General features: G+C 64.1%; 19 protein-coding genes. 5 read left to right on the top strand and 14 right to left on the bottom strand.

Annotation, left to right across the window (positions count from 1 at the left end):
* Nucleotides 1–138: 138 nt before the first annotated feature.
* The 6 genes from ACQR1W_RS05935 to coxB form a co-directional block, all read right to left on the bottom strand.
* Entirely contained in the window at nt 139–1,035 is an 897-nt protein-coding gene (locus ACQR1W_RS05935) for a cytochrome c oxidase subunit 3 (RefSeq protein WP_008968179.1), read from the bottom strand.
* Nucleotides 1,036–1,123: 88 nt separating this feature from the next.
* On the bottom strand, nt 1,124–1,765 hold the full coding sequence (locus ACQR1W_RS05930) for a cytochrome c oxidase assembly protein (protein WP_434849928.1): 642 nt from the start codon (nt 1,763–1,765) through the stop codon (nt 1,124–1,126).
* A complete protein-coding gene (locus ACQR1W_RS05925; RefSeq protein WP_008968181.1) occupies nt 1,765–1,932 on the bottom strand; it encodes a hypothetical protein in 168 nt (55 codons plus the stop codon). Before ACQR1W_RS05925 ends, ACQR1W_RS05930 begins: the two co-directional genes overlap by 1 nt.
* Nucleotides 1,933–1,952: 20 nt before the next feature.
* Nucleotides 1,953–2,888, bottom strand: coding sequence for a heme o synthase (locus ACQR1W_RS05920; protein ID WP_434849927.1), 936 nt, complete (start codon nt 2,886–2,888; stop codon nt 1,953–1,955).
* A 110-nt stretch (nt 2,889–2,998) separates the two neighbouring features.
* Nucleotides 2,999–4,612: a cytochrome c oxidase subunit I gene (gene ctaD / locus ACQR1W_RS05915; protein ID WP_434849926.1), complete on the bottom strand. Its 1,614-nt coding sequence runs from the start codon at nt 4,610–4,612 to the stop codon at nt 2,999–3,001.
* An 87-nt stretch (nt 4,613–4,699) separates the two neighbouring features.
* Nucleotides 4,700–5,530, bottom strand: coding sequence for a cytochrome c oxidase subunit II (gene coxB, locus ACQR1W_RS05910; RefSeq protein WP_434849925.1), 831 nt, complete (start codon nt 5,528–5,530; stop codon nt 4,700–4,702).
* A gap of 468 nt (nt 5,531–5,998) precedes the next feature.
* On the opposite strand from coxB, the gene ACQR1W_RS05905 reads away from it, so the two are divergent.
* Entirely contained in the window at nt 5,999–6,565 is a 567-nt protein-coding gene (locus ACQR1W_RS05905) for an invasion associated locus B family protein (RefSeq protein ID WP_050886381.1), read from the top strand.
* Nucleotides 6,566–6,598: 33 nt separating this feature from the next.
* Here the strand turns inward: ACQR1W_RS05905 and ACQR1W_RS05900 are convergent, their stop codons facing one another.
* Entirely contained in the window at nt 6,599–7,114 is a 516-nt protein-coding gene (locus ACQR1W_RS05900; RefSeq protein WP_434849924.1) for a GNAT family N-acetyltransferase, read from the bottom strand.
* A gap of 84 nt (nt 7,115–7,198) precedes the next feature.
* Between ACQR1W_RS05900 and tldD the strand changes: the two genes are divergently transcribed.
* The 3 genes from tldD (at nt 7,199) to ACQR1W_RS05885 (ending at nt 10,073) form a co-directional block, all read left to right on the top strand.
* Complete coding sequence (tldD, locus tag ACQR1W_RS05895; RefSeq protein WP_434849923.1) at nt 7,199–8,626, top strand: metalloprotease TldD; 1,428 nt, start codon at nt 7,199–7,201, stop codon at nt 8,624–8,626.
* On the top strand, nt 8,623–9,411 hold the full coding sequence (gene lepB / locus ACQR1W_RS05890) for a signal peptidase I (RefSeq protein ID WP_434849922.1): 789 nt from the start codon (nt 8,623–8,625) through the stop codon (nt 9,409–9,411). The genes tldD and lepB overlap by 4 nt, the downstream gene beginning before the upstream one ends.
* A gap of 92 nt (nt 9,412–9,503) precedes the next feature.
* Nucleotides 9,504–10,073: a nucleotidyltransferase family protein gene (locus ACQR1W_RS05885; RefSeq protein WP_434849921.1), complete on the top strand. Its 570-nt coding sequence runs from the start codon at nt 9,504–9,506 to the stop codon at nt 10,071–10,073.
* 46 nt (nt 10,074–10,119) lie between these two features.
* Here ACQR1W_RS05885 and ACQR1W_RS05880 read toward each other — a convergent pair whose 3' ends face one another.
* From ACQR1W_RS05880 to ACQR1W_RS05870, 3 genes are all read right to left on the bottom strand, one after another.
* A complete protein-coding gene (locus tag ACQR1W_RS05880) occupies nt 10,120–10,764 on the bottom strand; it encodes a PAN domain-containing protein (RefSeq protein WP_434849920.1) in 645 nt (214 codons plus the stop codon).
* 236 nt (nt 10,765–11,000) lie between these two features.
* Complete coding sequence (locus tag ACQR1W_RS05875) at nt 11,001–12,371, bottom strand: glutamate--cysteine ligase (protein ID WP_434849919.1); 1,371 nt, start codon at nt 12,369–12,371, stop codon at nt 11,001–11,003.
* A gap of 96 nt (nt 12,372–12,467) precedes the next feature.
* The gene (locus ACQR1W_RS05870) at nt 12,468–12,956 is read right to left on the bottom strand and encodes a MarR family winged helix-turn-helix transcriptional regulator (protein WP_434849918.1); all 489 of its coding nucleotides are present in this window, start codon (nt 12,954–12,956) and stop codon (nt 12,468–12,470) included.
* A gap of 145 nt (nt 12,957–13,101) precedes the next feature.
* On the opposite strand from ACQR1W_RS05870, the gene gstA reads away from it, so the two are divergent.
* The gene (gstA, locus tag ACQR1W_RS05865; protein WP_434849917.1) at nt 13,102–13,716 is read left to right on the top strand and encodes a glutathione transferase GstA; all 615 of its coding nucleotides are present in this window, start codon (nt 13,102–13,104) and stop codon (nt 13,714–13,716) included.
* 223 nt (nt 13,717–13,939) lie between these two features.
* Here the strand turns inward: gstA and ACQR1W_RS05860 are convergent, their stop codons facing one another.
* The 4 genes from ACQR1W_RS05860 to ACQR1W_RS05845 all read right to left on the bottom strand — a co-directional run bounded on the left by ACQR1W_RS05860 (nt 13,940) and on the right by ACQR1W_RS05845 (nt 19,895).
* Nucleotides 13,940–16,153, bottom strand: coding sequence for an FAD-dependent oxidoreductase (locus ACQR1W_RS05860; protein WP_434849916.1), 2,214 nt, complete (start codon nt 16,151–16,153; stop codon nt 13,940–13,942).
* A gap of 135 nt (nt 16,154–16,288) precedes the next feature.
* Nucleotides 16,289–17,497, bottom strand: a complete 1,209-nt coding sequence (locus tag ACQR1W_RS05855) for an acetyl-CoA C-acetyltransferase (protein WP_434849915.1) — start codon at nt 17,495–17,497, stop codon at nt 16,289–16,291.
* Between the two features lie 89 nt (nt 17,498–17,586).
* Nucleotides 17,587–19,377 carry an acyl-CoA dehydrogenase C-terminal domain-containing protein gene (locus ACQR1W_RS05850; protein ID WP_434849914.1) on the bottom strand — a complete coding sequence of 597 codons (1,791 nt, stop codon included), beginning with the start codon at nt 19,375–19,377 and terminating at the stop codon, nt 17,587–17,589.
* Nucleotides 19,378–19,508: 131 nt separating this feature from the next.
* Complete coding sequence (locus ACQR1W_RS05845) at nt 19,509–19,895, bottom strand: nuclear transport factor 2 family protein (protein ID WP_434849913.1); 387 nt, start codon at nt 19,893–19,895, stop codon at nt 19,509–19,511.
* Nucleotides 19,896–19,998 lie beyond the last annotated feature (103 nt).

The raw sequence follows: 19,998 nt of genomic DNA, 5'->3' as shown, positions 1-19,998 counted from the left end.
CGTGCGGGGAGGGAGCGCAGCGCCGGCGCGGCCGCATTCGTACTAGCAAGGACCTGTCAAACGATAAAGGGCGGCCTCGCGCCGCCCTTTATTAACATGACCTGGCGCAACCTGCGCGCGCCGATATTGGTACCGACCTCAGTGCGCGCCGTGGGCCATCGCCTCGGCGCCGTGGCCCCAGACGTAGATGCACACGAACAGGAACAGCCAGACCACGTCGACGAAATGCCAGTACCAGGCGGCGAATTCGAAGCCGAGGTGCTGCTTGGGCGTGAAGTGGCCGGCATAGGCGCGGGCAAGGCAGACGATCAGGAACACGGTGCCGACCAGCACGTGGAAGCCATGGAAGCCGGTCGCCATGAAGAACGTCGAACCATAGACGTGGCCGCCGAAGGAGAAGGCAGCGTGGCTGTATTCAAAAGCCTGCACGCAGGTGAAGGTCGCGCCCAGCAGAACGGTGAGGATCAGGCCATATTTCAAGCCCTGCCGGTTGCCTTCGAGCAGCGCGTGATGCGCCCAGGTCACCGTGGTGCCGGAGGTGAGCAGGATCAGCGTGTTCAGAAGCGGCAGGTGCCAGGGATCGAAGGTTTCGATGCCCTTTGGCGGCCAGACGCCGGGGACGGCGCAGGCGCCCATCTGGGTGCCGGGGCCGCAGCCGAACACGGCATCACGGGTGGCCTGCACCGCATCAGCCGGGAACAGCGCCGCGTTGAAATAGGCCCAGAACCAGGCGACGAAGAACATCACCTCGGAGGCGATGAACAGGATCATGCCGTAGCGGTGGCTGATCTGCACCACGCGGGTGTGGTCACCTCTGAACTGGGCTTCGCGGATGACGTCGCCCCACCAGCTCGCCATGGTGTAGAGCACGCCAATGGCGCCGATGCCGAAAATGATCGGCGCCGCCGCAAACAAATGATGCATCCAGGTGACCGCGCCGACCGCCATGATGAAGGCCGACAGCGAGCCGACGACCGGCCACGGGCTCGGGTCAACGAGGTGATAGTCGTGATGCTTTGCGTGGGCGGTTGCCATATCAAGTCTCTCCCCAGCTCTAGTGCCGATCAGATCGGCACATGTTCGTTCAAAAGATCATTTCCCCGTATTGCCGGACGTCCGCCAATTAGAGATTGCCCCGCGGTTTGTCCGGCTCGCCCGCAGCGACCGGCTTGGGGGCCGGGTCGCGCACGGGATAGAAGGTGTAGGACAAGGTGATGGTGTTGAGGCCGTCGTTCTCGGGATCGGCGGCAAGCGCCGGATCGACATAGAACACCACTGGCATCTGGCGCTTCTCACCCGGCTCCATGGTCTGCTCGGTGAAGCAGAAGCAGTTGATCTTCTGGAAATAGGCGCCAACCGTCAGCGGCGCGACATTGTAGGCAGCCTGGCCCGTGGTGGTGCGTGCGGACTGGTTGGTCACTGTGTAATACACGGTGACGACCTCACCGATCGCAACCTCGATCTCGGTCTGCTCGGGCTCGAACTTCCAGGGCAGCCCGCCGGCGACGTTGGAATCGAAGCGGACCGAGATCTTACGCGCGATCGGCCCCGAGCGAGGCGCCGATGTCGCGACCTGCGTGGTGCCGTTGAAGCCGGTGGCGCGGCAGAACCAGTTGTAGAACGGCACGGCGGCATAGGATGCGCCGACCATCAACACGACCACGGCGCCGCAGATCGCTCCCACCAGCGCGTCGCGGTTGAGACCGCGCGGCTTGACGGGCGCGGCAGTCGGTTGTTGCGAAGCGCTATTGTCTTGGCTTTCCATCAGATCGGCCGCCTCAACACTGCGGGCCCCTTGACCAGGGTCACCGCGAAGAACAACACCACCAGCACCCCGAGGGCGAGCGCAATTGCGATCGAGCGCCGGCGCCGCGCGCGCAGCTGCGCCTCGGTGAGCACGATCCCCTCTTCTGGCTCGTTCGGCTCGGCCATCTCAGCGCCATGCGCCCCTGCTATGTCCACGACCCGATCATGCGCACGACCGCCTCGACCCCCAAGGTCAGAAACAGCGCGAACAGATACAGGATCGAGAACGCGAACATCTTTCGGGTGGCGCGCAAGGACGCAGATCGCTCGCGCTTGCGGTAGATCTCGAGCGCCAGCCACAGCATGCCGGCGCCGAGCACCAGCGAGACGACCCCATAGACCGCGTCGAAATAGCCGAGCAGCCAGGGCGCGGTGGCGATGGCAACCAGCACGATGGTGTAGAGCAGGATCTGCAGCCGCGTGGCATCAGGGCCGGCAACGACCGGCAGCATCGGAATGCCGGCGCGGGCGTAATCGTCGCTGCGGAACAGCGCCAGGGCCCAGAAATGCGGCGGGGTCCAGAAGAAGATGATCAGGAACAGCCACAGCGGCTCCGGGGCGATTCCGCCGGTCGCCGCGACCCAAGCCACCACCGGCGGCAATGCGCCGGCGGCGCCGCCAATCACGATGTTCTGCGCGGTCCAGCGCTTCAGCCACAGCGTGTAGATCACGACGTAGAAGAAGATGGTGAAGGCGAGCAACGCTCCGGCATACCAGTTGACGAGGATGCCGAGCGTCAGCACCGCGAAAAAGGCGAGCGTCGATCCGAAGGCGAGCGCCTCGGCGCGAGTGATGCGGCCGCGCGGGATCGGACGGTTGGCGGTGCGCGACATCTTGGCGTCGATGTCGCCTTCCAGCGCCATGTTGAGCGCGCCGGACGCACCCGCGCCGACCGCGATGCAGAGCAATGCGGTGATCGCGAGCACCGGATGGAAATGCCCCGGCGCGATCAGGAGCCCGACCAGCGCGGTGAAGATCACGAGCGACATCACCCGCGGCTTCAACAGCGCGATATAATCGGCGACATCGGCCTCCGAGATCCGAGGGCCGACGGCGAGGGCGTTCTGATCGATAACCGACACGACTGATCCAGACTTTCCGCTTCATGTGCCCGGAAAGCCCACCGCGAGGCGGGCAATACGGGCGACCTGAGCGCGGCGCCTGTGCGGCGCCGCGCATTGATTGGCGAGAGCTACTGCACCCGCGGCAGCACTTCGAACTGATGGAAGGGCGGCGGCGAGGACAAGGTCCATTCCAAGGTCGTCGCGCCCGGTCCCCACGGATTGTTCGCCGCCTGCTGCTTGCGCACGAAGGCATCGACCACGCCGTAGATGAAGATCAGGACGCCGAAGCCGGAAATGTAAGACCCGATCGAGGACACCAAGTTCCAGCCAGCGAACGCATCCGGATAGTCGATGTAGCGCCGCGGCATGCCTGACAGCCCGAGGAAATGCTGCGGGAAGAACACCAGGTTCACGCCGATGAAGGTGACCCAGAAGTGCGCCTTGGCGATGCTCTCCGAATACATGTAGCCGAACATCTTCGGGAACCAGTAGTACCAGCCGGCGAAGATCGCGAACACGGCGCCGAGCGACAGCACGTAGTGGAAATGCGCCACCACGTAGTAGGTGTCCTGCAGCACGCGGTCGACGCCGGCATTGGCCAGCACCACGCCGGTGACGCCGCCGACCGTGAACAGGAAGATGAAGCCCACGGCCCACAGCATTGGGGCGCGGAATTCGATCGAGCCGCCCCACATCGTGGCGATCCAGGAGAAGATCTTCACGCCGGTGGGCACCGCGATCACCATGGTCGCGGCGACGAAATAGGCCTGCGTCGCCGAGGACATGCCGACCGTGTACATGTGGTGTGCCCACACCACGAAGCCGATGCCGCCGATCGCGACCATCGCGTAGGCCATGCCGAGATAACCGAACACCGGCTTGCGCGAGAAGGTCGAGACGATCTGGCTGATCATACCGAAGCCCGGCAGGATCAGGATGTACACTTCGGGGTGGCCGAAGAACCAGAACAGGTGCTGGAACAGGACCGGATCACCGCCGCCCTCGGCCGCAAAGAAGGTGGTGCCGAAATTGCGGTCGGTGAGCAGCATCGTGATCGCACCGGCGAGCACCGGGAGCGACAGCAGCAGCAGGAACACCGTCACCAGGATCGACCACACGAACAGCGGCATCTTGTGCAGGGTCATGCCGGGCGCACGCATGTTGAAGATCGTGGTGATGAAGTTGATCGCGCCGAGGATCGACGACGCACCGGCAAGATGCAGCGACAGGATGGCGAAATCGACCGCGGGGCCGGGATGGCCCGAGGTCGAGAGCGGCGCATACATGGTCCAGCCGGCGCCGACGCCGTTGGAGCCCGGCTCGCCCTCGACGAAGGTCGACATCAAGAGCAGCGCGAAGGACGCCGGCAGCAGCCAGAACGAGATGTTGTTCATGCGCGGGAACGCCATGTCGGGCGCACCGATCATGAGCGGCACCATCCAGTTGCCGAAGCCGCCGATCATCGCCGGCATGACCATGAAGAAGATCATGATCAGGCCGTGAGAGGTCACGAACACGTTGTAGGTGTGGTTCTCGTGGAACAACTGGATGCCCGGATACATCAGCTCGATCCGGATCGCGATCGACATGGCCGCGCCGATGATGCCGGCGCAGACCGCGAAGATCAGATACATCGTGCCGATGTCTTTGTGATTGGTCGAATACAGCCAACGCCGCCATCCGGTCGGATGGTCGTGGGCGTGATCGTCATGGCCGGCCTGGGCCGTCGCGCTCGTCGCCATTGTCAGTCCTCGTATGCCCTTAGTGTCCCCTGGATGTCCCCTCAAGGCCCGCAAGCGGGCCTTGCAAAAGTTGCCGCGGCTTGCGCCTTACTGCGACACGCCGGCCGCAGAAGCGTAGGTGCTGCCTGGCGCGCTGGCGAACTTCTTCTTGGCGTCCTCGACCCAGGCTGCGAAATCCTGGTCGCTCACGACACGCACCGCGATCGGCATGAAGGCGTGATCCTTGCCGCAGAGCTCGGAGCACTGGCCGTAATACATGCCGACCTTGGTCGCCTTGAACCAGGTCTCGTTGAGACGGCCGGGAATAGCGTCGATCTTGATGCCGAAGGCCGGCACCGCGAAGGAGTGGATCACGTCGGCGCCGGTGGTCTGCACCCGGACCACCTTGTTGACCGGCACCACCATCTCGTTGTCGACGCCGAGCAGCCGCGGCTGCTTGTCCTGCGCGAGCAGCGAATCGAACTCGAACTTGCCGTTATCGGGATAGGCATAGCTCCAGTACCACTGCTTGCCCGTCGCCTTCACCGTGAGGTCGGCCTTCGGCACGTCGAGCTCCAAGAACAAGAGCCGGAACGAGGGCACCGCGATGGTGACCAGGATCAGAACCGGGATCAGCGTCCAGGCCACTTCCAGCAGCGTGTTGTGGGTGGTGCGCGAGGGCACCGGATTGGCGCGCGCGTTGAACTTGATCACCACAGTCACCAGCAGCGCCAACACGAACAGCGTGATGACGGTGATGATCGTCAGCAGCAGGCCGTGAAACCAGGTGATGTTCTCCATCACCGGCGTAGCAGCTTCCTGCAGCCTGAATTCCCACGGTGCGGGCTGGCCGAGCTCCGCAAACGCCGATCCACCCGACACCAACGCCACCGCCATCCCCAGCAGACAGGCGCCCAATTGGCCCTTCGACATCTTCATGTCGTTCGCGCTCCCTTCAGAACTTTCCCCCTTCAGCAAACCGCCACTTCAAGCGGTGCGCTGTTATGACCCGCTCCCCCGGACAAACGGCCTTGGCGGACTCATAGGAAAGCACCTGGGCCAGTTCACTGGAATGACGAAATCTTTCTTCTCAAATCATAATTCTTGATCTATCGCAATGCAGCTCTTCAGCCGGATATGGTTGGCGTCGCAAGCTCTGTGCCTGCGGGATTTTTCAGCGAAAATTGCCGCATGACGAGGATTCGCGGGTAACGGGTGCTTGACAGGCGTTCCGTGCGATGTACGCAACGGACGGGGGCCATTTTTGAAGCTGATTCGACGGCGCAGCTGCGCAGCCGTTTTGCCGAACGACGCGCCGTCAAGACGCCATGATTCCCGGCTGATGCCGTGGTGCAGACAGACCACCCACAGGAAAGTGTCATGGGATCGACCCGGATGGGGCCTTCAATGGACCACACAGCGCGCAAGTCGCACCGAGATGCGAATGACTCGCGACGAGGATCCCGCCGTCTGCGCGGCAGCATCGCCGCGCTGGCGCTTGCGGCTGCGGCGGCGATCAGCCTGCCGGGTGCAGCGGTCCGCGCCCAGGGCGCGGTCCGCTCGGTGCATGGCGACTGGCAGATCCGTTGCGACACGCCGCCGGGCGCGCAGAGCGAGCAATGCGCCCTGATTCAGAGCGTGGTGGCGGAGGACCGTTCCAATGCCGGCTTGACGGTCATCATGCTCAAGACCGCCGACCAGAAGAGCCGGCTGATGCGCGTGGTGGCGCCACTCGGCGTGCTGCTGCCCTCCGGGCTCGGGCTGAAGCTGGACAACCAGGATGTCGGCCGCGCCGGCTTCGTGCGCTGCCTGCCCAATGGCTGCGTGGCGGAAGTCGTCATGGACGACAAGCTGCTCAACCAGCTCAAGACCGCCAAGACCGCCACCTTCATCATCTTCGAGACGCCGGAGGAAGGCATCGGCTTCCCGTTGAGCCTGAACGGGCTCGCCGACGGCTTTGACAAGCTGCCCTGACACTCCGGCGCCGAGACACATTGCCGTGATCGGTCAGCGCGGCGGAGCGTGACCCGGCCGTTCCAGGGCCAGCGCCATGACTAGGCGCGTCTTGTCGATCTCCTCGGGACAGGTCTCCGGCGGCTCGACCGCCTTGATCACGAAACCTGCCTTTTCGTACAGCCGGATGGCGTTGGCGTTGCTGCGGTAAACCGTCAGTTCCACCCGGGCAAAACCGTAGGCGCGCGCGGCCTCCAGCACCCGGCTGATCAGCCGGGTTCCGATGCCTTGGTGCCGGAACTGCGGCAAAAGGCCCATGCCCAACACGCCGATTCGGGCATCAATGGGCCCCGATTTCGGCGTCACGTCGCACCAGCCGACCACCTCGCCCGCCGAAAGGACCACAAACTGCGGATAGCCCTCGGCAATGCTGTTCAGAATGAAGGCACGCGTGGATTCAAGCGGCGGCGCTGCCACGAAGGACAGATAGCGCCGCTCCCGCGCCACCAGATCCAGTGTGCGGTGAAAGCTTTCGATGTGACCTGCGCCGATGGGTACGATCTCAACCATGTCAGTTCGGTAATCATCCAGCCCCTCGCGCCCCGACCCGGAAACAACTATCTTGGATCGTATCTTCCGACAACGGACCAGCTGATGACAAATCCCGCCACACTTTCACTGCTTGACCGCGCCCAGCTCGATCGCGACGCCGTCCGTCACGAGATCACGCGCGGCCTTGCCGGCGCCGACGATGGCGAATTGTATCTCGAATATAGCCAAAGCGAGGCGCTGACCTTCGACAATGGCCGGCTCAAGCAGGCGACCTATGACACGAGCCAGGGTTTCGGCCTGCGCGCGGTGAAGGACGACGCGGTCGGCTACGCCCATTCCTCCGATGTCTCGCTGCCGGCGCTGATGCGCGCGGCCGACACCGTGAGCGCCGTGCGCGGCGGCTATTCCGGCACGTTCGCGGCGGCCCCGCCGCACACCAATGTGCGGCTTTACGGCGACGACAATCCGCTCGACGCACCGGGCTTCGAGATCAAAGTGAAGCTGCTCGGCGAGATCGACGCTTATCTGCGCGACAAGGATCCGCGCGTTCGTCAGGTCACGGTGAGCCTGGGCGCGACCTGGCAGGTGGTGGAAATCCTGCGTCCCGACGGCGAGAGCTATCGCGACGTCCGTCCGCTGGTGCGCGTCAACATCTCGGTGGTCGCCGGCGACGGCGACCGGCAGGAGAGCGGCAGCAAGGGCTATGGCGGACGCGAGGCCTATGCGCGTTTCATCGAGACCAAGGCCTGGCGCGACGCCGCCGACGGCGCGTTGCGCGAAGCGCTGGTCAATCTCGAATCGGTGCCGGCGCCGGCCGGCGAGATGGATGTCGTGCTCGGCGCAGGCTGGCCCGGCGTGATGCTCCACGAAGCGGTCGGTCACGGGCTCGAAGGCGATTTCAACCGCAAGAAGACCTCGGCCTTCGCCGGCCTGATGGGCAAACCCGTGGCGGCGAAAGGCGTCACCGTGGTTGACGACGGCACCATGTCGTCGCGCCGCGGCTCGCTGTCGATCGACGATGAAGGCACGCCGACCAGCCGCACCGTGCTGATCGAGGACGGCATCCTGGTCGGCTACATGCAGGACCGCCAGAACGCGCGGCTGATGAACATGAAGCCGACCGGCAATGGCCGCCGGCAAAGCTATTCGCACGTGCCGATGCCGCGCATGACCAACACCTACATGCTGGCGGGCACGCGCGATCCGGCCGAGATCATCGCCTCGGTGAAAAACGGTATCTATGCCGTGAACTTCGGCGGCGGCCAGGTCGACATCACGTCGGGCAAATATGTGTTCCAGTGCACCGAGGCCTATAAGATCGAGAACGGCAAGGTCGGCGCGCCGGTCAAGGGCGCGATGCTGATCGGCAACGGTCCGACCGATCTCAACCGGATCAGCATGATCGGCAATGATCTGTCGCTCGACACCGGCATCGGCACCTGCGGCAAGAACGGCCAGGGTGTGCCGGTCGGCGTCGGCCAGCCAACCCTGCGCATGGACCGCATCACGGTCGGAGGAACGGGTCGATGAGCGTCGAAAAAATGTCGACTGACAAGAGCGCCAAGGCGAGCGCAAACGGCACCACTTGGGGCGGCCAGATCGCGCAGCTGGCCGCTGTCGTGCTGGTCGTCTTCGTCGCCAAGGGCGCAATCGCCGAGCCGTTCTACGTGCCATCGGGCTCGATGGAGCCGACCCTGATGATCGGCGACGCGCTGCTCGCCTCCAAATTCCCCTATGGTTACGGCACCTCGTCGCTGCCGATGCAGATCACTCTGCCGGAAACTGGCCGGCTGTTCGGCGAAACGCCGAAGCGCGGCGACGTCGTGGTGTTCCGCTGGCCGGGCGACAACTCGCAGGCCTGGGTCAAGCGCGTGGTCGGGCTTCCGGGCGACCGCATTCAGATGCGCCAGGGCCAGCTCTTCATCAATGATCAGGCGGCAACGTTGAAGCCCGACGGCGTCGGCCAGGCTGAGGACGACAGCGGCCGCACCGAATCCGCCTATCGCTATGTCGAGACGCTCCCGAATGGCGTCTCGCACCTGATCTTCAAGCTGCGCGACAACGGCCGGCTCGACAACACGCAGGAAATCACGGTGCCGCCCGGAAAGCTGTTCGTGCTCGGCGACAACCGGGACAACTCCGCCGACAGCCGCGTGCCGGTGCGCGACGGCGGCGTCGGCCTGTTGCCGATCGACAATCTGGTCGGCCGTGCCGACGCCGTGGTCGGCTCGTGGGATCTCGGCGTCCGCCATCAGCCGGTCTGGGCCTGGCTCTCCGGCTTCCGGCTCGACCGCTTCTTCACCGCGGTGCGCTAAACAAGCTCTGGCACGACGGCAAGAAGCCGACGGTGTGTGCTGTCATTCCAGGGCGGTTCGAAGGACCGAGCCCGGAATGACGGGGGCAAAGGATGGACCGGACAGACTTCGTCGCCGCGACGCTCCGCAATCCCGTCAACGCCACCATTGCTCAGGCTCTGCACGCCATGGCATTGCCCGACGCCTGGATCGTCGCCGGCTGTTTGACACAGACGGTTTGGAACGGGCTGACCGGGCGGCCGATTGGTTATGGCGTCAACGACTACGACATCTTCTATTTTGACCCCGATACGTCATGGGAGGCCGAAGATGCCGTGATCCGCGCGCTGCGGGCGCGGTTGTCCGGCTGTGAGGCCACGATCGAGATCCGCAACCAGGCGCGTGTGCATCTGTGGTATCCCGTCAAGCACGGCCTGCCCTATCCGCCATTGACCTGTTCGAGCGACGGCATCGACCGCTTTCTCACCGTCAATACGCAGGTCGGCATTCGTCCGAGCGCGGACGGGCACGACGTCTATGCGCCCAAAGGTTTCGACGACATCGCCGGCATGATCGTGCGCCCCAACCGCACTGCGAATTTCTCGGCTGCGAACTACGCGGCCAAGGCCGCGCGCTGGAAGACGCTGTGGCCGGAGATCCGGGTGATCGCGCCGGACGATTAGTCCATCAGCCGTCGTGACGACGATGCGGCCGCACGTCGCGGAGTGATTAACGCACCACGCCCGACGTAAACCCGGCACGGCGGCGCGGCGGCTTGATCTCCTTCTTCAGGAAGCAATGCGCCTCCTTCCCTGCATAGCCCGGGCGGGCGAAGGTCCAGGCGCGGCATTTATTGTCGCCGGTGCAGGCGGCCTTGCAGATGTCCTCGGCGTCAGCGGCCTTCTCCGCCTGCTTGTCCTTGTCTTTCTCTTTGTCGGCGCCCTTCTCGGCCCCTTTCGGCTCCGTGGTCTTGATCTCGAAGCCGCGGTAATCGCCGCCGGGCCGATCGATCGAGGTCTCGACGGCATCGTTGCGGATCTCGACCACGCCGGCACCACGTACCCCGGAGACGCAGCAATTGTCAGGCACGCGCGACGGCACGCTGTTCTTCAGCCAGCATACGGCGCCCGTCTCCACCACCGTCGGATAGGTGAAGCTCCAGGCGCGGCAGCGCCGGTCATGTTCGCACAACAGCGCGCAATCGGCTGGATCGCCGGAGGAGATCGGCGCGCTCATATAGTCGCCGCCGGGGCGATCGGAGTAGGTCTGCGCCACCGCCGGAGAGCCGGGCGCAACGACGATCAGGCACGCCAGGAGTGCCTGGCATGCCGCGATGATGCGCCCCGCGCCGATCCGCTGATGTATCCGACCCATTGGTTACGCTTGCGTTTTCTTGAGCGGCCATTTGATCGCCACGAACCTGTATGGCCGATGAACGAGCCAGACACGTTTGGACATGTGCGGCGGGCGACCTTACTGCCTCACAGGCAGACGGCGCACGTTACGATATCGTAGGCAAGAGAGCCCTCCTCAACCCTCCCTTGCAGGCAATCGAAGCCGGCTCGACGCCTCAAATTCAGGATGCGGACAGAACCGTCGATCCGATCTGATTAGAACGCATACTCATTATAGGCCGGTTCGACCGAGCCGTGCCACGGGCCGTGATACTTCTCCAGCATCTCCTCCGCCGGGGTGCGGCCGCATTCGATGATGCGGTCGAGCGGCTCGAGGTGGCGCGTCTCGTCGCGGCCGAATTGATCGACGCGGTTGCGCCGCCGCAGCCCCAGATGCGCCAGCGTCAGGCATTCCTTGGCGATCTCGAACGCGTAACGGTTGCGGATGCGGGCCTTGAATCCGAGCCGCGGCACGTCATCGCGCAAATGCTGGCGCTCGAAGGCGCTCCAATCCTTGACGATATCCCAGGCGGCATCGAGGCTGACATCGTCATAGAGCAGGCCGACCCAGAAGGCCGGCAGCGCCGGCAGGCGTCCCCATGGCACGCCATCCGCACCGCGCATTTCGAGATACCGCTTGAGCCGCACCTCGGGAAAAATCGTCGACAGGTGATTGGCCCAGTCCGACAGGGTCGGCCGCTCACCCGGCAGCGCCGGATTCCTGCCCGCGAAGAAATCCCGGAACGAGGTGCCGGACACGTCGATGTAGGTCTCCTCGCGCTTGACGAAATACATCGGCACGTCGAGCGCATAATCGACCCACCGCTCGAAGCCCATGCCATCCTCGAACGCCCACGGGATCATGCCGGCACGCGCATTGTCGGTGTCGCGCCAGATCTCAGAGCGGAACGACAGAAAGCCGTTCGGCTTACCTTCGGTGAACGGGGAATTGGCAAACAAGGCGGTGGCAATCGGCTGCAGCGCCACCGAGACCCGCAGCTTCTTCACCATGTCGGCTTCCGAGGAGAAGTCGAGATTGGTCTGCACCGTGCAGGTCCGGTACATCATGTCGATGCCGTAGCGGCCGACCTTCGGCATGTAGTTGGTCATGATCTTGTAGCGGCCCTTCGGCATCACCGGTATCTCGGCGCGCGACCAGGACGGCGTCATGCCAAGGCCGAGGAAGCCGATGCCGAGCGGGGTCGCCACCTCGCGCACCTGTGCGAGATGCGCCATCAGTTCGGCCTGGGTCTGATGCACGTTCTCCACCGGAGCCCCGGAGAGCTCGAATTGGCCGCCGGGCTCGAGCGAGATCGCGCCGCCACCAGTCACGTCATAGAGACCGATGATGTTGCCGCGCTCCATGATCGGCTCCCAGCCGAGCAGAAGCTTCATGCCTTCGAGCAGCGCCCCGATGCCGCGCGCGCCGGCGTAAGGGACCGGATGATGGCCATCCAGCGTGAACGGCGTCTTCTCATGCTCGGTGCCGATCCGGAATGCGGATTGGGGTTTCACGCCCGCCTCCAGCCACGCGACGAGTTCGTCGCGAGACTGGAGCGGGGTCATATCGATCTGGTCACGCGCCATGCGAGTCCCGGTTCAGAAGCGCATCGATGATCGCGCGCGGTGACAGGAAAGTCCGCGGGCCCGACGGGACCACGGACGGGGAAAATGACAGAGAGATCATCGGGCCGACGCACTTTCTCCGGCAGACAGTTGCTGGGCCTGGCTGCAGGAGCAGCCGAGACGATCGAGCAGCGCACAGAGCTTGGCGGCGTCCACATCCGACAATTTCGAGCCGATATGCTTTTCGATCGCCGCAGAATAGGCGGCCCACATCCGCTTCTGCAGGTCGCGCCCGGCCTCCGTGATCTCGATGAACTGGCCGCGCTTGTCGATCTTGCATTCGCGGCGCACCGCAAGGCCTTCGTCGACCAGCCGATCGATCAGCCGCGAGGTCGAATATTGCGGGATCAGCATCTGCCGCTCAAGCTCCACCGGGCGCAGCTCCCCCGACGGCGCCCGCGACAGTTCCAGAAGCGCGTCATACCAGGCGAGCGGCGGAAAGCCAGCCTTCTTCAGGTCCTGTTCGACCGCAGCCAGCACCCGGCTCTGGACCCGCATCAGGCGGATCCAGGCGCCGGTGGCCTCGGTCGATGGTTTGCGTTTCATGGTCGGGCTCGTATCCTCGTCGACAGTACTTTACTCTACTGAATGCAGCTGCATCAATCTTGACTATTCCATGCATCTGCATTTAATTCCGTCACCTCGTTTATCAACCCAAATCCTAAACGACGGTTCTGACGGAGGAATTGCGATGAAACTGTACTACTCCCCAGGCGCCTGCTCGCTCTCGCCCCACATCGCCCTGCTCGAGGCGGGCCTTCCCTACGAGCTGGTCAAGGTCGATCTCCGGGCCAAGAAACTGGAAAATGGCGACGATTATTGGAAGGTCAATCCGAAAGGCCAAGTGCCGGCACTGGCGCTCGATGGCGGCGAGCTGGTCACCGAGGGGCCGGTAATCGTGCAGACCATCGCGGACCGCGCCGCGGACAAGGCGCTCGCCCCCGCACCGGGCAGCGCCGAGCGCTACAAGCTCTTGGAATGGCTGAACTTCATTACCTCCGAGCTGCACAAGAATTTCAGCCCGCTGTTCCAGCCGGCTTTTTCCGACGAGGTCAAGGGGTTCTTCAAGGACCGGCTGATGGGCAAGTTCAAGTACGTCGACAGCCAGCTGGCCGGCGGCGACTATCTGATGGGCAAGGACTTCACCGTCGCCGACGGCTATCTGTTCACAATGCTGGCCTGGGCGGAGCGGATGCAGTTCGACCTGTCCAGCCTGCCCAATCTGACCGCCTACAAGGCCCGTGTCGCCGCCCGGCCCAACGTGCAGGAAGCGCTGGCGAAGGAAGGCCTGCTGAAGGCGGGGTGAGAGCTCCCCTTCTTACGTCGGAGAGATCTTTAGGCACGCTGTCTCAACGCCCCCCGGTGTCATCCCCGCGAAAGCGGGGACCCATAACCACAGGGTTCAGTTGGGGCGCGCGATCGCTGCGACGTCTTTCGTTACATTAAACGACCGCTGCGGAGTACGGGTCCCGGGGTCTACGCTCGGCAACGCTGCCGCGTTGCCGAGCTTGCCCGGGACGACAGTCAACCTAAGCCGCGGCCTTCTTCGGCGGGAAGCGGCCGTAGAAGGTCTCGCCCTTGGCCGCCATTTCCTCCAGGAGCTTCGGCGGCGCGAAGCGCGGGCCGTATTTGGCGGTGAACTTGTGGCACAGCTCCACGAACTGCTTCGTTCCCATGAAGTCGATATAGGACAGCGTGCCGCCGGTGAACGGCGCGAACCCGAACCCTAGGATCGAGCCGACATCGGCCTCGCGCACGTCGGTGATGACGTGATCCTCGACGGTGCGCGCGGCCTCTACCGCCTGCACCACCAGGAAGCGCTGCTTCAGCTCCTCGACATCGAGCATGTCAGGGTCGAGATGCTTGGGCTGCAGCTTCGGAAGATCGGGCCACAGGCTCTTCTGGCCCTTGCCCTTCTCCGGATAGTCGTAGAAGCCCTTGGCGTTCTTGCGGCCCAGGCGTCCCTGCTTCTCGACCAGCTCGACCATCAGCTTCTTGTGATCCTGGTTGATCGCGTTGGCGCCGAGATCATGCTCGGTCGCCTTCATGATCTTCAGGCCGAGGTCGAGGGCGACCTCGTCCGACAGCGACAAGGGGCCGACCGGCATGCCGGCCATCTTGGCCGCGTTCTCGATCATCGCCGGCGGCACGCCTTCCAGGAACATCTCGTTGCCTTCGGCGATGTAGCGCATCACGCAGCGGTTGGCGAAGAAGCCGCGAGAGTCGTTCACGACGATCGGCGTCTTGCCGATGGTGCGGACATAGTCGAGCGCGGTGGCGAGCGCGACGTCGCCGGTGGTCTTGCCCATGATGATCTCGACCAGCATCATCTTTTCGACCGGCGAGAAGAAATGGATGCCGATAAAACGGCCCTGGTCCTTGAACTCCTCGGCCAGCGAATTGATCGGCAGGGTCGAGGTGTTGGAGGCGAAGATCGCGCCCTCCTTCAGCAGCGGCTGCGCCTTGGCATAGGTTTCCGCCTTGACCTTGCGGTCCTCGAACACGGCCTCGATGACGAGGTCGCAATCCTTCAGCGCGTTGTAGTCGGCCGTCGCGGTGATGCGCGACAGGATCGCCTCGGCCTCGCCGGGCTTGGCGCGGCCCTTCTTGACGAGTTCGTCAATGACGCCCTTCGCGTGTGCCTTGCCCTTGTCGGCGCTCTCCTGGTCGCGGTCGATCAGCACCACGTCGAGGCCGGCGCGGGCCGAGACGTAGCCGACGCTCGCGCCCATGAAGCCGGCGCCGATCACGGCGAGCTTCTTGACCTTGGTCGGCGGCACATTGGCGGGACGGCGCGCGCCCTTGTTCAATTCCTGCATCGACAGGAACAGGCTGCGGATCATCGCCGCGGCCTCCTTCGAGCGCAGGATGTGAGCGAAATAGCGCGACTCGACGCGCAGCGCCGCGTCGATCGGCAGCTGCAGGCCCTCATAGACGCAGCTCATGATGGCGCGCGCGGCCGGATAATTGTCGTAGGTCTCGCGGCGATAGATGGCGTTGCCGGCCGGGAACATCATCATGCCGGCCTTCGAGAACACGGGACCGCCGGGCAGCTTGAAGCCCTTCTCGTCCCAGGGCTGGACGGCCTTGCCGCCGCCCTTGATCCAGTCCTTCGCGGCCTTGATCAGGTCGGCGGCCGGCACGATCGCATCGACAAGCTTAAGCGCCTTGGCCTTGTCGAGGGTGAGGGCCTCGCCTTTCAGCAGCATGTTCATCGCATCCTGCGGCTGCACGATGCGCGGCACGCGCTGGGTGCCGCCAGCGCCCGGGAACAGGCCGACCTTGATCTCGGGCAGGCCGAGCCGGGTCTTGGGGTTCTCGGCCGCCACACGATAATGGCAGGCGAGTGTCAGCTCAAAGCCGCCGCCGAGCGCCAGGCCGTTGATCGCGGCCACCCACGGCTTTCCGCTGGTTTCCATCGCGCGATAGATCAGCGAGAAACGGCGGCTGTTGTCGAACAGCATCTGGTTGGCCGCTTCCTCGCCCTTGGTCTTGAGCAGATCGACATAGGCGCGGTTCATGCCCTCGAGCATGGAGAGATCAGCGCCGGCGCAGAACGCCTCCTTCGCCGAGGTGATGACGACGCCCTTGATGGCGGCATCCGCGGTCGTCTCCTTGACGATGGTCTCAAGCTCGATCGCCGAGGTCTCGTCCAGCACGTTCATCGAACGTCCGGGAATGTCCCAGGTGACGAGCGCAATGCCGTCGGCGTCGGTTTCGATCTTGAAGTTCTTGAAGGCCATTTTGGTGCTCCCTCGATGCCAGCGGCCGTTCGGCGCGGCGATAGTCTTGCGATCGTAGGGTGGGTTAGCGAAGCGTAACCCACCACTTCCCGTAACATGGTGGGTTACGCCTTCGGCTAACCCACCCTACAGCAGTTACACCCGCTCGATGATGGTCGCGGTGCCCATGCCGCCGCCGATGCACAGCGTGACCAGCGCGGTCGCCTTGCCGGTACGCTCCAACTCGTCGAGAACTGTCCCTAAGATCATCGCGCCGGTGGCACCGAGCGGATGGCCGAGCGCAATCGCGCCGCCGTTGACGTTGATCTTCGAATTGTCGATCTCGAACGCCTGGATGTAGCGCAGCACGACCGACGCAAACGCCTCGTTGAGCTCGAACAAGTCGATGTCCGACTTGGTCATGCCGGAGCGCTCGAACAGCTTGTTGGTGACGTCGACCGGGCCGGTCAGCATCATCGCCGGCTCCGAGCCGATATTGGCGAAGGCGCGGATTTTCGCACGAGCCTTGAGGCCGTACTTCGCACCGGCCTCCTTGCTGCCGAGCAGCACCGCACCGGCACCGTCAACGATGCCCGAGGAGTTGCCGGCGTGATGCACGTAGTTGACGCGCTCGATCTCCGGATGCGACTGGATCGCGACCGCATCGAAGCCGCCCATCTGCGCCATCTGCACGAACGACGGCTGCAGCTGCGCCAGCGACTGCATCGTCGTCGACGGGCGCATGTGCTCGTCCTTGGCGAGGATGGTCAGCCCATTGATGTCCTTCACCGGCACGACGGACTTGTCGAAGCGGCCCTCGTCCCAGGCCTTGGCCGCGCGCTGCTGGCTCTGCACGGCATAGGCATCGACATCGTCGCGCGAGAAGCCGTATTTGGTCGCGATCAGGTCGGCCGAAACGCCCTGCGGCATGAAATAAGCCGGCACCGCAATCGAGGGATCCACCGGCCAGGCGCCGCCGGAGGCGCCGATGCCGACGCGACTCATCGATTCGGCACCGCCGCCGATCGCGAGCTCATGCTGCCCGCTCATGATCTGCGCGGCGGCGAAGTTGACGGCGTCAAGGCCGGAGGCGCAGAAGCGGCTGATCTGCACGCCCGGCACGGCTTCGCCGAGACCCGCGTTCAACGCCGCGAAGCGCGCGATGTCGGAGCCGGCCTCGCCGACGGGATCGACCACGCCGAGCACGACGTCGTCGACGGAATCCTCCGGCAGATTGTTGCGGTCCTTCAGCGCCTTCAAGGGCACAGTGGCGAGCGCCAGCGCCGTCACCTCATGCAGCGCGCCGTCCGGCTTGCCGCGACCGCGCGGGGTTCGAACGTGGTCGTAAATATATGCCTCAGGCATCACGCCCTCCTGATATTATGATGATTGTCATCTCTAGCAGACTTTGCGAGGGCCGGCGCATGCCGTGAACGACCGGCCCATCACGCGTGTCAGAATGCCTCCGCCGGCAGTTCCATCACGGTGGCGCAGCCGGACTGGATCCGCGCCAGATGCGCCGCCGTCTCCGGCAGCACGCGCTCCATGAAGAAACGTCCCGTGGTGAGCTTGGTGGACAGATATGAGGTGCTGCCCGAAGCCGCAATCTTGTCCTGCGCGACCTTGGTCATCTTCGCCCACATATAGGCGAAGGTGACGAGGCCGAAGAGATGCAGATAGTCGGTGGCGGCGGCGCCGGCATTGTCCGGCTTGGTCATCGCATTCTGCATCAGCCAGGTGGTCGCCTGCTGCAGATGGCCGAGCGCCATCGACAGCGGCGTGACAAACGGCTTCATCGCTTCGTTGCCGCCATGCTCCTTCGCGAAGGCGCCGACCTCGGCGAAGAACGCCATCACGGCGCGGCCGCCGTCGCGCGGCAGCTTGCGGCCGACCAGGTCCAGCGCCTGAATACCGTTGGCACCCTCGTAGATCATCGCGATGCGGGCGTCGCGCACGAACTGCTCCATGCCGTGCTCGGCGATGTAGCCGTGGCCGCCATACATCTGCTGCGCCTGCACCGCATTGGCAAAGCCCATGTCGGTCATGTAGCCCTTCATCACCGGGGTCATCAGGCCCATGTGGTCGTCAGCGGCCTGCCGGTCCTTCGGATCCTGCGAACGGTGCGCGACGTCGCTCTTCAGCGAGGTCCAGATCACCATCGCGCGCGCAGCTTCGTTGAAGGCGCGGATGGTCAGCAGCGTGCGCCGCACGTCCGGATGCACGATGATCGGGTCAGCCGGCTTGTCCGCCGCCTTCGCACCCGTGAGCGCGCGGCCCTGGATGCGCTCGCGCGCATAAGCGGCGGCGTTCTGATAGGCGACCTCCGATTGCGCGAGGCCCTGCACGGCGACGCCGAGCCGGGCCTCGTTCATCATCACGAACATGCCCTGCATGCCCTTGTTCTCTTCGCCAATCAGCCAGCCGGTGGCGTTGTCGTAGTTCATCACGCAGGTGGAGTTGCCGTGGATGCCCATCTTGTGCTCGATCGAGCCGCAGCTGACGCCGTTGCGCGCGCCGAGCGACCCGTCGGCATTGACGAGGAATTTCGGCACCACGAACAGCGACACGCCCTTGATGCCGGCGGGCGCGCCCTCGATGCGGGCGAGCACGAGATGGATGATATTGTCAGTCAGATCATGCTCGCCGGCCGAGATGAAGATTTTGGTGCCGGTGATCTTGAAGCTGCCGTCGGCCTGGCGCACCGCCTTGGTGCGCAGCAGGCCGAGATCGGTGCCGCAATGCGGCTCGGTCAGGTTCATGGTGCCGGTCCATTCGCCGGCCACCATCTTCGGCACGTAGGTCTTCTTCTGCTCCTCATTGCCGTGCACGAGCAAGGCTGCGGTCGCGCCCATGGTGAGGCCGCCATACATCGCGAACGCCATGTTGGCGGAGCATTGGAATTCATTCACCGCCTGGCTCAAAGTCACCGGCAGGCCCTGTCCGCCATATTCCGACGGCACCGACAGGCCGAGCCAGCCGCCTTCGGCGACCTGTTTGAAGGCTTCCTTGAAGCCCTTCGGCGTGGTGACGCTGGCATCGTCATGGCGCTTGCAGCCTTCGAGGTCGCCGGTGCGGTTCAGCGGCTGCAGCACCTCCTCGGCGAGCTTGGCGGCCTCACCGATGATCGCATCCCGGACGTCGGCCGAGGCGTCGGAGAAGCCGGGCAGATTGTCGTAGCGGTCAATCTGGAAAACGTCGTTGAGCAGGAAACTCACATCTTCGACGGGGGCTTTGTAGATCGGCATCTTTATCTCTCCGGCAGGCGGGCTGAAGCGGGGATCTGGAAGTTCGACGCGACGATCACGAACGGCTGGCCGCGGACTGTAGCGGCTTCAGGCCCGAAACGCAGCGCTTCGATTGTGGTCCTATGGTGCAATCACGTCTTCTGCAGCTGCTCGCCCATCAGGCGATGCAGCAAATTGATCGCCTTCAATGGGCGAACCATCACCTTGAAATGGGTGATGCGATCATCGGCGTCGAAGGTGATGATGTCGACGCCGTTGATCGTGATACCTTCGATCTCATTTTCGAATTCGAGTACGGCGCTTCCATCGTTGCGCCATTCGCCGACATATTTGAAGCCGGGCCCGCCCAACACTTTCTCGGCACTCGAGAGGTACTTGAATGTGATGTCGCGGCCGCGCTGCGGTGTGTGGACGACCGGGCTCTCGAACACCGCGTCCGGATGCAACAGCTCCCACAGCGCTGCTGTGTCGTGCGACTTCATGTAGCCGTACCATTTTGCAAGGCCGGTCGTTGTCATCAGACGTCTCCTCCAGGTTCCATCGTTGCGAACCAGAACGCCTCCATATGCACATTGACGCATATGCGCAGGTGTGCATAATGTCAAGCGTGCAGGCGATCAG

This window comes from Bradyrhizobium sp. HKCCYLS1011 (assembly GCF_051167795.1).
Lineage (GTDB): Bacteria > Pseudomonadota > Alphaproteobacteria > Rhizobiales > Xanthobacteraceae > Bradyrhizobium.
This window is presented reverse-complemented; position numbering and strand designations above follow the sequence as displayed.

Bases quoted from the DNA above. Each gene is read 5' to 3' on its own strand.
- ACQR1W_RS05845 (WP_434849913.1), bottom strand. From the start codon at position 19,895: ATGACAACGACCGGCCTTGCAAAATGGTACGGCTACATGAAGTCGCAC.
- ACQR1W_RS05855 (WP_434849915.1), bottom strand. From the start codon at position 17,497: ATGCCTGAGGCATATATTTACGACCACGTTCGAACCCCGCGCGGTCGC.
- ACQR1W_RS05870 (WP_434849918.1), bottom strand. From the start codon at position 12,956: ATGAAACGCAAACCATCGACCGAGGCCACCGGCGCCTGGATCCGCCTG.
- ACQR1W_RS05880 (WP_434849920.1), bottom strand. From the start codon at position 10,764: ATGGGTCGGATACATCAGCGGATCGGCGCGGGGCGCATCATCGCGGCA.
- ACQR1W_RS05930 (WP_434849928.1), bottom strand. From the start codon at position 1,765: ATGGAAAGCCAAGACAATAGCGCTTCGCAACAACCGACTGCCGCGCCC.
- gstA (WP_434849917.1), top strand. From the start codon at position 13,102: ATGAAACTGTACTACTCCCCAGGCGCCTGCTCGCTCTCGCCCCACATC.
- ACQR1W_RS05875 (WP_434849919.1), bottom strand. From the start codon at position 12,371: ATGGCGCGTGACCAGATCGATATGACCCCGCTCCAGTCTCGCGACGAA.
- ACQR1W_RS05925 (WP_008968181.1), bottom strand. From the start codon at position 1,932: ATGGCCGAGCCGAACGAGCCAGAAGAGGGGATCGTGCTCACCGAGGCG.
- ACQR1W_RS05905 (WP_050886381.1), top strand. From the start codon at position 5,999: ATGGACCACACAGCGCGCAAGTCGCACCGAGATGCGAATGACTCGCGA.
- ctaD (WP_434849926.1), bottom strand. From the start codon at position 4,612: ATGGCGACGAGCGCGACGGCCCAGGCCGGCCATGACGATCACGCCCAC.
- ACQR1W_RS05885 (WP_434849921.1), top strand. From the start codon at position 9,504: ATGGACCGGACAGACTTCGTCGCCGCGACGCTCCGCAATCCCGTCAAC.
- coxB (WP_434849925.1), bottom strand. From the start codon at position 5,530: ATGAAGATGTCGAAGGGCCAATTGGGCGCCTGTCTGCTGGGGATGGCG.
- ACQR1W_RS05860 (WP_434849916.1), bottom strand. From the start codon at position 16,153: ATGGCCTTCAAGAACTTCAAGATCGAAACCGACGCCGACGGCATTGCG.
- lepB (WP_434849922.1), top strand. From the start codon at position 8,623: ATGAGCGTCGAAAAAATGTCGACTGACAAGAGCGCCAAGGCGAGCGCA.
- ACQR1W_RS05935 (WP_008968179.1), bottom strand. From the start codon at position 1,035: ATGGCAACCGCCCACGCAAAGCATCACGACTATCACCTCGTTGACCCG.
- tldD (WP_434849923.1), top strand. From the start codon at position 7,199: ATGACAAATCCCGCCACACTTTCACTGCTTGACCGCGCCCAGCTCGAT.
- ACQR1W_RS05850 (WP_434849914.1), bottom strand. From the start codon at position 19,377: ATGCCGATCTACAAAGCCCCCGTCGAAGATGTGAGTTTCCTGCTCAAC.
- ACQR1W_RS05900 (WP_434849924.1), bottom strand. From the start codon at position 7,114: ATGGTTGAGATCGTACCCATCGGCGCAGGTCACATCGAAAGCTTTCAC.